The organism is Streptomyces hypolithicus (assembly GCF_052934925.1).
The window spans coordinates 4,263,831-4,278,315 of record NZ_CM128811.1 but is presented as its reverse complement, the minus strand read 5'-3'; the positions used below and the strand labels follow the sequence as shown (position 1 = coordinate 4,278,315).

13 protein-coding genes are annotated in these 14,485 nt (G+C 72.2%); 8 read left to right on the top strand and 5 right to left on the bottom strand.

The annotated features are described in order from the left end of the window. The first annotated feature begins 86 nt into the window (after window positions 1-86). The gene (locus ACU6WZ_RS20180) at window positions 87-1,358 is read left to right on the top strand and encodes an IS256 family transposase (protein WP_447034151.1); all 1,272 of its coding nucleotides are present in this window, start codon (window positions 87-89) and stop codon (window positions 1,356-1,358) included. 96 nt (window positions 1,359-1,454) lie between these two features. Here ACU6WZ_RS20180 and ACU6WZ_RS20175 read toward each other — a convergent pair whose 3' ends face one another. Further along, window positions 1,455-2,204, bottom strand: coding sequence for an NADPH-dependent FMN reductase (locus ACU6WZ_RS20175; protein ID WP_447029499.1), 750 nt, complete (start codon window positions 2,202-2,204; stop codon window positions 1,455-1,457). A 68-nt stretch (window positions 2,205-2,272) separates the two neighbouring features. Here ACU6WZ_RS20175 and ACU6WZ_RS20170 point away from each other — a divergent pair, with 68 nt between their 5' ends. From ACU6WZ_RS20170 to ACU6WZ_RS20160, 3 genes are all read left to right on the top strand, one after another. Continuing rightward, complete coding sequence (locus ACU6WZ_RS20170) at window positions 2,273-3,085, top strand: aminotransferase class IV (RefSeq protein ID WP_447029498.1); 813 nt, start codon at window positions 2,273-2,275, stop codon at window positions 3,083-3,085. Window positions 3,086-3,316: 231 nt separating this feature from the next. Next, window positions 3,317-3,874, top strand: coding sequence for a GVDTG sorting domain-containing protein (locus tag ACU6WZ_RS20165; RefSeq protein ID WP_447029497.1), 558 nt, complete (start codon window positions 3,317-3,319; stop codon window positions 3,872-3,874). 130 nt (window positions 3,875-4,004) lie between these two features. After that, on the top strand, window positions 4,005-4,670 hold the full coding sequence (locus tag ACU6WZ_RS20160; RefSeq protein ID WP_447029496.1) for a class F sortase: 666 nt from the start codon (window positions 4,005-4,007) through the stop codon (window positions 4,668-4,670). An 11-nt stretch (window positions 4,671-4,681) separates the two neighbouring features. Here ACU6WZ_RS20160 and ACU6WZ_RS20155 read toward each other — a convergent pair whose 3' ends face one another. From ACU6WZ_RS20155 to ACU6WZ_RS20145, 3 genes are all read right to left on the bottom strand, one after another. Beyond that, a complete protein-coding gene (locus tag ACU6WZ_RS20155; protein WP_447029495.1) occupies window positions 4,682-5,464 on the bottom strand; it encodes a sulfite exporter TauE/SafE family protein in 783 nt (260 codons plus the stop codon). Window positions 5,465-5,500: 36 nt separating this feature from the next. Next, on the bottom strand, window positions 5,501-5,749 hold the full coding sequence (locus ACU6WZ_RS20150; protein WP_447029494.1) for a hypothetical protein: 249 nt from the start codon (window positions 5,747-5,749) through the stop codon (window positions 5,501-5,503). 74 nt (window positions 5,750-5,823) lie between these two features. Beyond that, window positions 5,824-7,323 (bottom strand): ferredoxin reductase family protein, encoded by a 1,500-nt coding sequence (locus ACU6WZ_RS20145; protein WP_447029493.1) that lies wholly within the window; start codon window positions 7,321-7,323, stop codon window positions 5,824-5,826. A gap of 215 nt (window positions 7,324-7,538) precedes the next feature. On the opposite strand from ACU6WZ_RS20145, the gene ACU6WZ_RS20140 reads away from it, so the two are divergent. The 4 genes from ACU6WZ_RS20140 to ACU6WZ_RS20125 all read left to right on the top strand — a co-directional run bounded on the left by ACU6WZ_RS20140 (window position 7,539) and on the right by ACU6WZ_RS20125 (window position 13,176). Next, entirely contained in the window at window positions 7,539-8,891 is a 1,353-nt protein-coding gene (locus ACU6WZ_RS20140) for an NAD(P)/FAD-dependent oxidoreductase (RefSeq protein ID WP_447029492.1), read from the top strand. A gap of 1 nt (window position 8,892) precedes the next feature. After that, on the top strand, window positions 8,893-11,436 hold the full coding sequence (gene nirB, locus ACU6WZ_RS20135) for a nitrite reductase large subunit NirB (RefSeq protein ID WP_447029490.1): 2,544 nt from the start codon (window positions 8,893-8,895) through the stop codon (window positions 11,434-11,436). Next, window positions 11,433-11,777 (top strand): nitrite reductase small subunit NirD, encoded by a 345-nt coding sequence (gene nirD, locus ACU6WZ_RS20130; protein ID WP_447029489.1) that lies wholly within the window; start codon window positions 11,433-11,435, stop codon window positions 11,775-11,777. The genes nirB and nirD overlap by 4 nt, the downstream gene beginning before the upstream one ends. Window positions 11,778-12,018: 241 nt before the next feature. Further along, on the top strand, window positions 12,019-13,176 hold the full coding sequence (locus ACU6WZ_RS20125) for an alkaline phosphatase PhoX (RefSeq protein ID WP_447029488.1): 1,158 nt from the start codon (window positions 12,019-12,021) through the stop codon (window positions 13,174-13,176). Window positions 13,177-13,218: 42 nt separating this feature from the next. On the opposite strand, the gene ACU6WZ_RS20120 is transcribed toward ACU6WZ_RS20125, so the two are convergent. Continuing rightward, entirely contained in the window at window positions 13,219-14,259 is a 1,041-nt protein-coding gene (locus ACU6WZ_RS20120) for a helix-turn-helix domain-containing protein (RefSeq protein ID WP_447029486.1), read from the bottom strand. Window positions 14,260-14,485 lie beyond the last annotated feature (226 nt).

The window sequence follows — 14,485 nt, the reverse complement described above, 5'->3', positions numbered from 1 at the left end:
CCCGTGGCGCCGCGGGTCTGTACGGTCTCCGGTGTAATTGATGATCAAGGAAGAGACATCAAGTGACTGACACCGTGACCGAGTGTGTGGCCGCCGGCGACCAGGCGGAGCCGTCGTTGGAGACCCCGACGGTCGAGCAGAAGCTCATTGACCAGCTCGTCGAGCAGGCCCGGAGCAAGGGGCTGCGGCTGACTGGCGAGGGCGGGCTGCTGCAGCAGTTGACCAAGACGGTTCTGGAGTCCGCCCTGGAGGGCGAGATCACCGACCATCTCGGCTACGACAAGCACGACCCGGCGGGCAAGGACGGTGGCAACAGCCGCAATGGCACCCGTTCCAAGACCGTGCTGACCGACATCGGCCCGGTCGAGATCGACGTTCCCCGCGACCGCGAGGGGTCCTTCGAGTCGGCCATCGTCAAGAAGCGGCAGCGCCGGCTGACCGGCGTCGACGAGATGGTGCTCTCGCTGTCCGCGAAGGGCCTCACACACGGGGAGATCTCCGCGCACCTGGCCGAGGTCTACGGCGCCAACGTGTCCAAGACGACCATCACCACGATCACCGACAAGGTGATGGACGGCATGGCGGAATGGCAGAACAGGCCGCTTGACCGCGTCTACCCCGTCGTCTTCATTGACGCTATCAACGTGAAGATTCGCGATGGCCAAGTAGCGAACAGGCCGATCTACGTGGCTCTGGCGGTCACTGCCGAAGGGCACCGGGACATCCTCGGGCTGTGGGCCGGCGACGGCGGCGAAGGCGCGAAACACTGGCTGCGGGTGCTGTCGGAACTGAAGAACAGAGGCGTCGAAGACGTCCTCATGCTGGTCTGCGACGGACTGAAGGGGCTGCCCAACGCGGTCGGCGAAGTCTGGCCCCGTACCGTTGTGCAAACGTGTGTGGTTCACCTCTTGCGGGCGTCGTTCAGGTACGCGGCCCGCCAGGACTGGGACAAAATCGCGAAGGCGTTGAAGCCGGTCTATACCGCGCCGAGCGAGGACGCGGCCACGACGCAGTTCCTGGAGTTCGCCGAGGTCTGGGGGAAGAAGTATCCGGCGATCGTCCGTCTCTGGGAGTCGAGTTGGGCAGAGTTCACGCCTTTCCTCCAGTTTGATGCGGAAATACGTCGCATTGTGTGCACGACCAACAGCATCGAGAGCGTCAACGCCCGCATCCGCAAGGCCGTCCGCTCCCGCGGGCACTTCCCCACGGAGCAGGCCGCCCTCAAATGCGTCTACATGGCCGTCATGAGCCTCGACCCCACCGGCGCCGGCCGCAAACGCTGGACTATGCGCTGGAAGGGTGCGATGAACGCCTTCGACATTGCCTTCGACGGCCGCCTCACTGCAGGTCAACTCTAGCCACACCAAACCCAGTTACACCTTTGACTGGACAGACCCGTCGCCGCCGTCGAGGATGGCCGAGGAGTGCAGAGGAGTGCAGAGGGCGTCTCTCCCTCAGCCCGTGTACGGACGGGCGGACTTGGCGTCGCGTAGCGCGTGTGCCCACCAGGTGAGCTGGTTCAGCAGGGCCTTGGCGGCGGTGTTGGCGGCCGAGGGGTCCTTGTGCTGTCCGTCCTCGCCGAAGTGGCCCCGGGCGCCGTGGAAGCTGACGGTTTCGCGGATGGTGGTGGCGTGCATCTCGGCGAAGACCTGACGCAGTTGCTCGACGGCTCGCAGGCCGCCGGACATGCCGCCGTAGGAGACGAAGCCGACTGGCTTGGCGTGCCATTCGCTGCCGTGCCAGTCGATGAGGTTCTTGAGGGTGGCGGGGAAGGAGTGGTTGTACTCGGGGGTGACGACGACGAACGCGTCGGCGGCGGCGAGCCGCGGGGTGACGTGGTCGAGGACGGCCCGTACCTCGTCGGACGGGTTGAAGGAGAGGGCGGTCGGCAGGTCGATGCCGGCCAGGTCGATCACGTCGATGTCGAGGTCGTCGTGGTGGGCGGCACGGGAGACGAACCAGTCGGTGATGACGGGGGCGAAGCGGCCCTCGCGGTTGCTCGCCACAAGTACCGCGACGCGCAGCGGCGCGGGCGTGGCGGATGCGGGCGTGGCGGATGCGGGCGTGGCGGATGCGGGCGTGGCGGATGCGGGAGTGGCGGATGCGGGAGTGGCGGATGCGGGCGTGGCGGATGCGGGCGTGGCGGATGCGTGCGTGGCGGATGCGGCGCTGACCTGGGGTGATGCGTGTGTGGTGAGGTTCATGCGGTAAGGCTCGTACGTCAACCATGGTTGAGGTCAAGCGGATCGCGCGGCGCGTTTACGGTGGTCGTATGACGACGCCTGCCGCGCCCGACGCGCCCTGGATCGAGATCGACGGCCGCCGGGCCACGACCGCCGACGACCTGCTGGTCCCCGCGCTGTACGGCGGTTATGCGCACTTCACCGCGATGCAGGTCAGGGACGCCCGGGTGCGCGGGCTGCGGCTGCACCTGGCCCGTCTCGACGCGGCCACCCTGGAGGTGTTCGGCTCCGGGCTCGACGGGGAGCTGGTGCGGGAGAGGCTGCGGAGCGCGCTCCATGGCTCGGGGCTGCGGGACGCGGCGCTGCGGGTGTACGTGCTGTGGGCGCCCGGCGCCGACGCCGCCACGCTGATGGTGACCGTACGGCCGCCGCTCACCATGCCGTCGGCGCCCCAGGCCCTGATGTCCGTCCCGTACGAGCGCCCCTTCGCGCACGTCAAGCACCTGGGCGGCTTCGCGCAGACCCACTACGGGGTGCTGGCCCGGCGGGCGGGATTCGACGACGCGCTGCTGACCGGGCCCGGCGGGGTCATCACGGAGGGGGCGGTCACCAACATCGCTTTCTGGGACGGCACTTCGGTGGTCTGGCCCGACGCCGCCTCGCTGCACGGCGTCACCATGGCGCTGCTCGAAGCCCGCCTCCCGGACGCCGGTCTGCCGTCGGTGCGCGGGCCGGTGACGCTGGGCGGCCTGGCGGCGTACCGGGGTGCCTTCGTCACGAATTCGCAGGGGGTCGCGGCGGTGCGGCGTATCGACGACGTGGAGTTCGCCGTCGACGAGACGCGGACGCTGATGAAGGCGGTCGCGGCGGCGTACGACGCGACGCCCTGGGACCGGATCTGACGGGGCGCCCGGCGTTCCCTTCGCGGCTCCGGGCGTCACCCGTTCGGGGCGGCGGAGGCCGGGCGCCGCACGGCCTCCCGGTGGTCCGGGGCTGACCTGCGCGAATGTCGCGCGAGCGGGGCGCCGCGGTGCGGCGGGACGGCGTATCTGACGCTTCGTCAGCAGGCGCGAGAGGTGCGGCGGGCGTTTCCTCGGAAGCAGTGCCGCACCGACGCTTCCCGGAGGATCACCATGCGCCCTGCACTTCTGCTGACGGCCACCGCGCTGGCCGCCGCCGCGTGCGGCCTCGGCACAGGTCCAGCGCACGCCGAGAACGACACGCGGGAGCACACCCTGGAGGTGTATCCGGCGAGTGCCGGGCCCGGCGCCACGATCACGGTGAACACCACCGCCTGCGGCACGAACAGCGGCGGTACCGGCGACGCGAACTCGGTGGGGGCCGGCGACTTCGTCCTGCGGCCGGCGACCCACAAGGAGGTCGTCACCGGGCAGTTCAAGCTGCCGCAGCACGCCACGCCGGGCACCTTCGACATCGCGGTGGCCTGCGACAACGGCAACACCGCGACGGGTCCGCTGACCGTGACCGCGGGAACGCACCCCACCCACCCGCCCACGCACCACCCCACCCACCCCACCCACCCGTCGGGTCCGGTGCGGACGGGCATCGGCGGGTCGACGGGCTCCGACACCACCCAGATCGCGGCGGGGGTGGCCGTACTGGCCGCGACCGCCGTCGGCGGTACCACCTGGTTCCTGCGTCGCCGGGCGAGCGGCCCGCGGGACAGCTGACGGGCCGGCCGACGCGGCCCGGCCGTACCGCCACAGTTCCCCGTGCCCCCGCCCTGGCCCCGAGCCGGGCGGGGGCACGCGGGGGCGCACTCCGTCGCCCCGGGGGGCCGGGGCTGGAGCCGAGAGGATCATGATGACGTGGGACGTGCGGTCAAAGGCCGGGCTCGTCGCCATCGCCGTGTGCACCGGGCTCTGGCTGATCCAGAACGGCTCGGCGGGGCAGGACCCGCCCCGGCCGACGGCCGCCGAGGCGTTCGCGGCCGGCCCGGAGCAGGCGGCGTCGGGCGGGGCGGCCGCGCCCGCCGGTCCGCTGCGGCCCTCCGATCCCGTACGCATCCGGATCCCCGCCGTGCGGGTGGACGCGCCCGTGACGCGACTGGGGCTGGGCCCGGACGGCAGTCTCGACGTACCGCCGCCCCGCAATCCCAACATCGCGGGCTGGTACGAGGACGGCACGGCGCCGGGCGCGGCCGGCACGGCGGTCGTCGCGGGACATGTCGACACGGCGCGGGGGCCCGCCGTCTTCTACAACCTGGGCGCGCTGAAGAAGGGGCACACCATCGAGGTGGGGCGCGAGGACGGGCGTACCGCCGTGTTCACGATCGACGGCATCGAGGTGTACGACACCCGGGCGTTCCCGGAGCAGCGGGTGTACGCGTCGTCGGGCCGCGCCGAGCTGCGGGTGATCACGTGCGGCGGCGCGTACTCGCAGAAGTCGGGCTACCGGGGGAACGTCGTGGCGTACGCGCACCTGACCGAGGTGCGTCAGGCGCCGCAGCCGGACGGCGGGCAGTGACGTAACTAACGTCACGTCCACTGGTCGAAGGCAAGCTTCGCGACCAGGGAGAGGACGACCACCAGCAGCACCCCGCGCACGAACTCGCTGCCCTTCCTGAGCGCCGTCCGCGCGCCCGCCATCGCTCCGGCCAGGTTGAACACCGCCATGAGCGCGGCCAGCTGCCACAGGACCGTCCCCTGGTAGGCGAACATGGCGAGGGCGCCGGCGTTGGTGCAGACATTGACGATCTTGGCGTTGGCGGACGCGGTGACCAGGTCGAGGTGGAGCAGCGCGGTCAGCGCGAGCACCAGGAAGGTCCCGGTGCCGGGTCCGAAGAGGCCGTCGTAGAAGCCGATGCCGCCGCCGACCAGGACGATCGCGGTGACGGTACGGCCCCGGGTGACCGGGCGCTGCTCGGCGCCGGCGGCGCGGCCGAAGGACGGCCGCAGCAGCACGAAGGCGGCGACGGCGAGCAGCACCACCATGATGACCGGGCGCAGTACGTCGCTGCTGATCCCGGCGGCGAAGAACGCGCCGGCCATGGATCCGAGCAGGGCGGCGAGCCCGATCCGTACGGCGGTCCCGACGTTCACCGGCGTCTTGCGGAGGTAGGTGACGGCGGCGCCGGATGTGCCGACGATGGCCACGGCCTTGTTGGTGCCGAGGATGTGCGCCGCGGGCGTGTGCGGCAGCCCGAGCAGCAGGGCCGGCAGGAGCAGCAGCCCTCCCCCGCCCACCACCGCGTCGATCCAGCCGGCCGCGGCGGCGGCGAGGCACAGCACGACGAGGGTGGTCAGCGATATCTCGGGCACGATCGCAACCCTATGGACAGATGCGTGTGGCGTCCATCAATCCCGGGAGAGTCGAGCGACATCTGAGCTTCCGTCGGAGGCCGGACCGGACGGGGCTGACGGGGCGGCCGGGGCTGACGGCCCTGACGGGGCGCGGTCGGGGGCGGCCGGTGCAGTCGGTGCGACCGTGAGCGACAGGACTGTGGCGGCGAGGGCGCTCGCGCCGAAGAGGGCGGCGGCGAGCTGCCTGCGGGCGCGGTCGGTGGGGGCGGGCGCGGCGGGCCGGGGCTTGCGGTGGCGGGCCATGGCGGGGCGGTCCTCGAGGTCGGGAGCGGGTCGGTCGGTCGCAGAGCCGGGGTCGGAGGGTCAGAAGGTGCGGGTCAGAAGGTGAAGTACTCGCTGTGGATACGTGCGGCTGGTACGCCGGCCCGGACCAGCGCGGCCGTCGCCGCCTCGGCCATCCGGGGCGGGCCGCACAGGTAGACGTCGTGCTCGGCGAGACCGGGCACCAGGGCCCGCAGAGCCTGCGGGGCGAGCGGGTCGTGGGCGGCGTCGGACGGGCCGAGGAGGTAGTGCAGGGCCGCGCCCCGCGCCCTGGCGATCTCCTCCAGCTCGTCCCTGAGCACCAGCCGGCCCTCGTTGCCGGCCCGGTAGAGCAGAGTGAGGTCGCCGGGGCCGCCGGGCAGCGTTTCGAAGAGCGCGCGCAGGGGGGTGATGCCGACGCCCCCGGCGAGCAGCAGCACCTTGCGGCGGGTCCGCCGGTGCGCGGTCAGGGCGCCGAACGGGCCGGTGGCAAGGACCCGGGTCCCGGGTTTGAGGCGGCGTATGCGGCGAGTGTGGTCACCGGCCGCCTTGACCGTGATCCGCAGGGTGTCGTCGCGCACCGGCGCGGAGAGGGAGAACGGCAGAGCGGTGTGCCAGATCCTGCGCTGGAGGAACCGCCAGCGGAAGAACTGCCCCGCTTCGGCGCGGAGTTCGTCGAGGCCGATGCCCTGCATGAGTACGGACACCACCTCGGGCCCTTCGCTGCGTACGTCGACGACGCGCAGGCTGTGCCGCAGGGCCTGGCGTACGGGAACCACGCCCCGGTACCAGAGCAGGAGGACGGCGACGCCGGCGTGCAGCATCGCCCACACCCACACGGTCGGCGCACTGCCGGCCACGTCGGGGCCGACGAGCTGGTGCCCGAAGGCGAGGGCGGCGCCGAGGTAGGTGAGCAGGTGGACGGCGCGCCAGGTCTCGTGCCCGACGCGGCGGCGTACGGCGCGGGCCGAGGTCACGCCGACGGTGATCAGCAGGGCCGTACCGGCGGTGGCGGCGGCGATCGCGGGGTAGCCGAGGAGGCCGTTCGCGGCGGCCAGGAGGTCGGTGCCGGTGTGGGCGGCGTACCCGCAGAGGGCGAGGACGGCGTGGCCGAGGCAGAGGGAGAGGACGTACCGGCCGCCGAGGGCGTGCCAGCGGGCGAGGCGGCCGGCGCCGACGCCGTGCTCGACGGCGGGGACGCGGGTCATCAGCAGGATCATGACGAGGACGCCGTAGCCGGCGAGCAGCCCGGTCAGATGCGCGCCGGTCGCGAACAGTACGTCGAGCCGGGCGGACGGCGTGACCTGCACGGCCCACATCACGCCGACACCCACACTCCCGGCAAGCACCCCGCCCCGCACGACCTCGGGCGCGAGGCGCGGGGCGGGGGCACCGGGGCGCGCCCGGAGGGCGCCGGTGCCGCGGTGGGGGCGGGGGGCGGCCGAGGGGCGCGGCGGTGGGACGGGGCGGTGCGGGGCGGTGCGCGACAGGTACGCCGACAGGGCCGGGTACGCCTCGGGCGGCGGCTTCGGCGGGAGCATCTGCGGGTCGGTGGCCTCGATCGTCACGCTCGCCAAACTAGGGCCACAGCAGCCCTCGAATGCGCTGGTCAGCGGCCCAGGCGTGATCCTTAAGGCCGCCTTGAGGATCGGCTGACCGGTGGTTAAGGGGGTGCGAGCGCCCGGTGGGACCGCCGCCCTCACAGGCCCGGGCCCCGTGCACTGAGGGCAGTGTTCCGCGCGGGAAACAGTGGGGATGCGGCCGGGTAACACCGTCCGCGCAGGCTGCGTGCATGAGCAAGGACATCGTGGTGATCGGCGGCGGGACGGCGGGTACCCGGCTGGCCCGGCAACTGACCGCATCGTCGACCGGCCCCGCCGCTGTCACCGTCACCGTCATCGGCGAGGAGGAGCACAGCCCGTACAACAGGCTGCTGCTCGCCGAGGTCCTCGCCGGGCGCTACGGCCCCGAGGTGATCGCGCTGCCCTCGACGCCCGTGCGGCGCGGGGTGCGGGTCGTGCGTATCGACCGCGCCGAGCGGGTCGTGCAGTGCGACGACGGCAGCGTCGTCCCCTACGACACGCTGGTCCTGGCGACCGGGTCGAACCCGGTGCTGCCGCCGCTGCGCGGCCTCGGTGCGGAACTGCCGGACGGCGTACACCCGTTCCGTACGCTCGACGACTGCCTGGCGCTCGCGGCCGCCGTACGCGAAGGGGGAGACGGCGTCCGCGCCGTCGTGGTCGGCGGCGGCCTCCTCGGCGTCTCGGCGGCCCGCGCCCTCGCCGAACGCGGCGCCCAGGTGGTGCTGGCGCAGCAGGGCGAGCACCTGATGGAGCGTCAGCTCGACCCGGAGGCGAGCGGGCTGCTGCGCGGCCACCTCGAAGCACTCGGCGTGGAGATCCACACCGAGTGCCGGGTGCGCGGCCTGCGCTGCGAGCCCGCCGAGGGGCCCGCCAGGGGCGGCGCCGGTACGCGCGTGCGGGCCGTGGAGCTTGCCGACGGGTACGCCCTGGAAGCGGATATCGTGGTCCTGGCCTGCGGAGTACGTCCGAGGGTCGGCCTCGCGCAGGCCGCCGGCCTGGACGTGCGCAAGGGCGTCGTCGTCGACGACGAGCTGCGCACCTCCGACCCGTACATCCGCGCCGTCGGTGACTGCGCGGAGCACGACGGGCGGGTATACGGCCTCGCGGGCCCCGCGCTCGAACAGGCCGACGTCCTCGCCGCACTCCTGACGGCGCCCCCGGAGCCCGTACCGCATGAGCCGGCCGGCCGGCCCCGCTACTTCGGCACCCGCGCCCTGACCCGGCTCACCCTCGGCGGCGGCCCTGCCCTCCTGCGCCAACCCGCCGCCCCGAGCGGCCCCGACGCCCCGAGCCAACCCGCCACCCCGAGCGGCCCCGCGCCCTTGCGCTCACCGCTCGACCTCGCCGCGTTCGGCGAGACCGTCGCGCTGCCCGGCGACGACGTCGTCCGCCTGGCCGACGCCACCCGCGGGGCGTACCGGAAGGTCGTCGTCCGCGGCGACCGCCTCATCGGCGGAATCCTGCTGGGCGATCTCGGCGCCGTCGGCGAGCTGGCCCGCACCTGGGAGGGCGACGAGCCGCTCCCCTCCACCCCGTTGTTCCACCTGCTTGGAGGCGCCTGAGATGGCCACACCGATGTCCACACCCCCCACCATCGTGGTCGTCGGCCACGGCATGGTCGGCCAGCGCTTCCTCGAAGGGCTCGCCGAGCGAGGCGTGACCGCGCGGGCGCGGGTCGTCGTGCTGTGCGAGGAGCCCCGGGCGGCGTACGACCGCGTCCAGCTGACGTCGTACTTCGCCGGCCGCACCCCCGACGACCTGTCCCTCGTCGAGACCGGCTTCATGGAGCGGCACGGCATCGAGCTGTACCTCGACGACCCGGCGACGGCCGTCGACCGCGGGACGCGCACGGTCACCTCGCGCACCGGGCGGACGTTCACCTACGACACGCTGGTCCTCGCGACCGGCTCCTACCCGTTCGTACCGCCCGTTCCCGGGAAGGATGCGCAGGGCTGCTTCGTCTACCGCACCATCGAGGACCTCCTGGCCATCGAGTCGTACGCGAAGACGGCGCGCACCGGAGCGGTCGTCGGCGGCGGGCTGCTCGGCCTGGAGGCGGCCGGCGCGCTGAGCGGTCTCGGGCTCGCCACGCACGTCGTGGAGTTCGCGCCCCGGCTGATGCCGGCGCAGGTCGACGACGGCGGCGGCGCGGCCCTGCTCCGTACGATCGAGTCGATGGGCCTCACCGTCCACACCGGCGTCGGCACCCAGGCCGTCACCACCGACGACGCCGGTGCCGTGCGCGGCATGGAGCTCTCGGACGGCTCGACGCTGGAGACCGACCTCGTCGTCTTCTCGGCGGGCGTACGGCCGCGCGACCAGCTCGCGAAGGACTGCGGGCTGGCGACCGGCGAGCGCGGCGGCATCACGGTCGACGAGCAGTGCCGCACGTCCGACCCGGCCGTCTTCGCGATCGGCGAGTGCGCGCTGGCGAGCGACGGCCGGGTGTACGGCCTGGTCGCCCCCGGATACGAGATGGCACAGACCGCCGCGGAGGCCATCGCCGACGCCGCCGCCACCAGGGCGTTCACCGGCGCGGACATGTCCACCAAGCTCAAGCTGCTCGGTGTCGACGTCGCCTCCTTCGGCGACGCGCACGGCCACGCGGAGGGCTGCCTGAACGTCGTGTACTCCGACTCGCGCTCCGGGGTCTACAAGAAGCTGGTCGTCAGCCCCGACGGCGCCCTCCTCGGCGGCGTCCTGGTCGGCGACGCCGACGCGTACGCGATGCTGCGCCCGCTCACCGGCTCCGTACCTCCGGTCGCACCGGAGCAACTGATCGCGCCGTCGGGGGGCGGCGCGGTCACCCTGGGCCCCTCCGCGCTCCCGGACGACGCGGTGGTCTGCAACTGCCACAACGTCACCAAGGCGGCCGTGACCGCCTGCGCCACCCTGCCCGAGGTCAAGAAGTGCACCAAGGCGGGCACGGGCTGCGGCAGTTGCGTCAAGCTCATCGGGCAGCTGCTGCCCCAGTCCGGCGACAAGGGCCTGTGCGGCTGCTTCTCGCACACCCGCGCCGAACTGTACGAGATCGTACGGACCCTGGGCATCACGTCGTACGCCGCGCTGCTCGACTCGCACGGCCGCGAGGAGGCCCGTGGCGGTGACGGCTGCGAGATCTGCAAACCGACCGTCGGATCGATCCTGGCGAGCCTGAGCAACGGCCACATCCTCGACGGCGAACAGGCCGCCCTCCAGGACACCAACGACCACTTCCTCGCCAACATGCAGCGCAACGGCTCGTACTCGATCGTGCCGCGCATCCCGGGCGGTGAGGTCACCCCCGAGAAGCTGATCGTGATCGGTGAGGTCGCCCGCGACTTCGGCCTCTACACGAAGATCACCGGCGGTCAGCGCATCGACCTCTTCGGCGCCCGCGTCGACCAGCTCCCGCTGATCTGGACGCGCCTGGTCGACGCCGGCTTCGAGTCCGGTCACGCGTACGGCAAGGCCCTTCGGACGGTGAAGTCCTGTGTCGGGCAGACCTGGTGCAGGTACGGCGTCCAGGACAGCGTCCGTATGGCCATCGACCTGGAACTGCGCTACCGGGGCCTGCGCGCACCGCACAAACTGAAGTCGGCGGTTTCCGGCTGCGCCCGCGAGTGCGCCGAGGCGCAGTCCAAGGACTTCGGCGTGATCGCCACCGCGAACGGCTGGAACCTCTACGTCGGCGGCAACGGCGGCGCCACCCCGCGCCACGCCGATCTCCTCGCCCAGGACCTCTCCGACGCCGAACTGGTCCGCCTCATCGACCGGTTCCTGATGTTCTACATCCGCACCGCGGACCGCCTGGAGCGCACATCCACGTGGCTGGAGCGCCTGGAGGGCGGCCTGGACCACGTCAGGGACGTCGTCGTGCACGACTCGCTCGGCATCTGCGAGCAGCTCGAAGCCCTGATGGCCACCCACGTCTCCGGTTACCGCGACGAATGGGCCGAGACGATCAACGACCCGGAGCGGCTGTCACGCTTCGCGTCGTTCGTGAACGCCCCCGACGCGCCGGACCCGACGGTGCGGTTCGTTCCTGAGCGCGACCAGGTGAAGCCGGACCTGACGTTCCTCACTCTCGAAACCATCGCACCCCTCGAAGGGACCCGAACCCGATGACACTGCAACTGCGCATCGACGACTCCTGGTTCACCGCCTGCGACGTGTCCGCCCTCACCCCCGGGCGGGGCGTAGCGGCCCTGCTGCCGGACGGCCGCCAGGCCGCCCTGTTCACCGACCGAGCGGGCCGTCCGTACGCCATCGACAACCGCGACCCGTTCTCCGGCGCCCAGGTCCTCTCCCGGGGCCTGACCGGCACCGCGAACGGCCGCCCCTTCGTGGCGTCCCCACTCCTGAAACAGCGCTTCGACCTGGAAACGGGTCACTGTCTCGACGACGAGACAGTGACCGTCCAGACGTTCCCGGTACGCGTCGCCGCCGCTCCGGGCGCGGTCGCCTGAGCGGGTCGCCCGGGCGGGTCAGGCCTGGCCCTCGACCGCCGAGCTGTCCGACGAAGCGCTGCGCGCTCCACCGGCCGGGACTGGAGTGCCCGGTCCGCTCTGCAGGAGCCGTGAGCGGGGGCGTCCGCACATCCGGCCTGACCGACATCCGGCCGCAATTATCGCTTCGCCGGTTGTTGATGCACTGTCAATTCGCGACTCTTAGGTTCCGAGGTCACAGTCCCCAACCCTGGAGTGACACATGGAACGTCGTAGCTTCCTGCGCGGCGCGGTCATCGGCACCTCCGCCGCCGCCTTCGGCGGCACTCTGTGGCGCGGCGCCGCTCACGCCGCCCCCGCCCAGCCCGGCACCGGTCCGTACGGCGCGCTCGGCTCGCCGGACGCGAACGGCCTGCGGCTGCCGTCCGGCTTCAGCAGCCGCGTCGTCGCCCGGTCCGGCCAGAAGGTCGGCTCCACGTCGTACACCTGGCACAACGCACCGGACGGCGGTGCCTGTTACGCGGACGGCACCGGCTGGATCTATGTCTCCAACTCGGAGATCAACCCCTCGGGCGGCGCGGGCGCGGTGCGCTTCTCCTCGACGGGCGCGATCACCGGCGCGTACCGGATCCTGTCGTCCACCCGGCAGAACTGCGCGGGCGGCAAGACGCCGTGGAACACCTGGCTGTCCTGCGAGGAGGTCGACCGCGGTTACGTCTACGAGACCGACCCGTGGGGCGTGAAGGCCGCCGTACGCCAGTCCGCGATGGGCCGCTTCAAGCACGAGGCGGCGGCCGCCGACCCCGTACGCAAGACCATCTACCTCACCGAGGACACCTCCGACGGCTGCTTCTACCGCTTCACGCCCACCACCTGGGGCGACCTGTCGGCGGGCCGGCTGGAGGTTCTGAAGGCGGGTTCGGCCACGTCCGGTCCGGTCACCTGGGCCACGGTCCCCGACCCGAGTGCGTCCTCCACCTCGACCCGCAACCAGGTCTCGGGCGCCAAGCGCTTCAACGGCGGCGAGGGCTGCTACTACGCCGACGACACCTGCTGGTTCACCACCAAGGGCGACAACCGTGTCTGGCAGTACAACGCGGCCGCGCAGACCATCGAGTTGGCCTACGACGACTCGCTGGTCAACGGCAGCGCCCCGCTGACGGGCGTCGACAACGTCACCGGCACGTCCTCCGGTGACCTGTTCGTCGCCGAGGACGGCGGCAACATGGAGATCTGCGTGATCACGCCGGACGACGTGGTGGCGTCGTTCCTGCGGATCGACGGGCAGTCCGCCTCGGAGATCACCGGCCCCGCGTTCTCGCCGGACGGCCGGCGCCTGTACTTCTCCAGCCAGCGCGGTACGAGCGGCAGTTCGTCCGGCGGCATCACCTACGAGGTGACGGGCCCCTTCCGCGGCTGACCCCCGCCGAGACGGCTGCGTTCGTCACGTGCGTCGCGCCCGTCACGTCCGGCCGAACGGTACGAGCGCTTCCGCTGTGGCGCCGCCCCGCAACAGGGCGGCGCCCAGTGGCGTCAGCGTGTGCAGCACCGCGCCGCCGTGGCGCAGGGTGACGACCAGGCCGGCCTCGCGCAGGACGCAGGCGTGCTGGCTCGCGGAGGCGAGCGACACCCCGGCCCGGCAGGCGAGCTCACTCGTCGTGCAGCCGCTGCCTATGGCGCCGAGCACCGTCGAACGGGTCTGGCCGACGAGACGGCCGAGCGGCGGGCCCGGATCGTCGGTGTGGCCGGGGGCCGGGGCGTCGGCGTGGGTCACCGGGTAGACGAGGACCGGGGCGAGCGTCGGGTCGCGGTAGACGACCGGGGTGCCCCGGCAGAAGAACGACGGCTGGAGCAGCAGCCCCCGCCCCCGCAGGTACAGGTCCCGGTCGACGGGATAGTCGGCCTCCAGGACCGGCGGCCGCCACCGCAGCATCGACGGCAGTGAGGCGAGGAGTTCGTCGGCGCCGCCGTCGAGCAGGGCGCGGCCCCGGGCCGCCCGGTCCGCTTCGATACGGGCCTGGATGTGCGGCCAGTACGGTTCCACGGCGGCTCGGTGGTAGCCGCGCAGGGCGCCGGTGAGCCGGCCGAGCGCGTCGCTGCGGCCGCCGCCGGTGAGGGAGGCGCGGGACTCGCGCGCCGACATGGCCCGGTTCTGCGGCGCCGTACGGTCCAGGCGGTGGGTGATGGCCAGCAGCGCCAGTTCGGCGCGCATGAGCTCGGGCGCGGTGGCCCGTACCGCTTCGAGTCCGGCGTCAATGCCGCGCAGGCCCTCACGGGGTGTCAGGAAATCGGGGAAATAACCCCGGGGCGGCACCACGGAGGCCAGCAACCGTGTTTCACCATTCAACCGAGTTCGGGATTCCCGACGCCATTCTCCGAACACCTTGGCGCCGCGCCGGTCCCTCAGCCGGTGGAAACTCAGAACGGTTTCCCACAACGCGTCGGGCCGGGCGGCCAGTCGCACCCGCGACAGGTCAACGCCGGAGAAATGAACACGTAGCACCGAACCCCCACCTGTTGCATCCGCAATTGCCCCCGCAACTGAGTATGCATGCCATCACGGTTGGTCACCACGGCCTTTCGGCCACAGTTGAAACGCATCGCGGGCACCCTGTGCCGAACGAAATGCTGTTCCCCGTCGGACACGACACCGGAGTCACCGGAAAGGCACAGCGAAGGCCGTGGGGGGCTTGGCTGGGTCTGGCGGCGGTCGGCGAAGGTAGCGGCTC

Coding starts and splice junctions, on each gene's coding strand:
- nirB (WP_447029490.1), top strand. CDS start 8,893: ATGGCCACACCGATGTCCACACCCCCCACCATCGTGGTCGTCGGCCAC.
- nirD (WP_447029489.1), top strand. CDS start 11,433: ATGACACTGCAACTGCGCATCGACGACTCCTGGTTCACCGCCTGCGAC.
- ACU6WZ_RS20125 (WP_447029488.1), top strand. CDS start 12,019: ATGGAACGTCGTAGCTTCCTGCGCGGCGCGGTCATCGGCACCTCCGCC.
- ACU6WZ_RS20150 (WP_447029494.1), bottom strand. CDS start 5,749: ATGGCCCGCCACCGCAAGCCCCGGCCCGCCGCGCCCGCCCCCACCGAC.
- ACU6WZ_RS20170 (WP_447029498.1), top strand. CDS start 2,273: ATGACGACGCCTGCCGCGCCCGACGCGCCCTGGATCGAGATCGACGGC.
- ACU6WZ_RS20160 (WP_447029496.1), top strand. CDS start 4,005: ATGATGACGTGGGACGTGCGGTCAAAGGCCGGGCTCGTCGCCATCGCC.
- ACU6WZ_RS20175 (WP_447029499.1), bottom strand. CDS start 2,204: ATGAACCTCACCACACACGCATCACCCCAGGTCAGCGCCGCATCCGCC.
- ACU6WZ_RS20165 (WP_447029497.1), top strand. CDS start 3,317: ATGCGCCCTGCACTTCTGCTGACGGCCACCGCGCTGGCCGCCGCCGCG.
- ACU6WZ_RS20140 (WP_447029492.1), top strand. CDS start 7,539: ATGAGCAAGGACATCGTGGTGATCGGCGGCGGGACGGCGGGTACCCGG.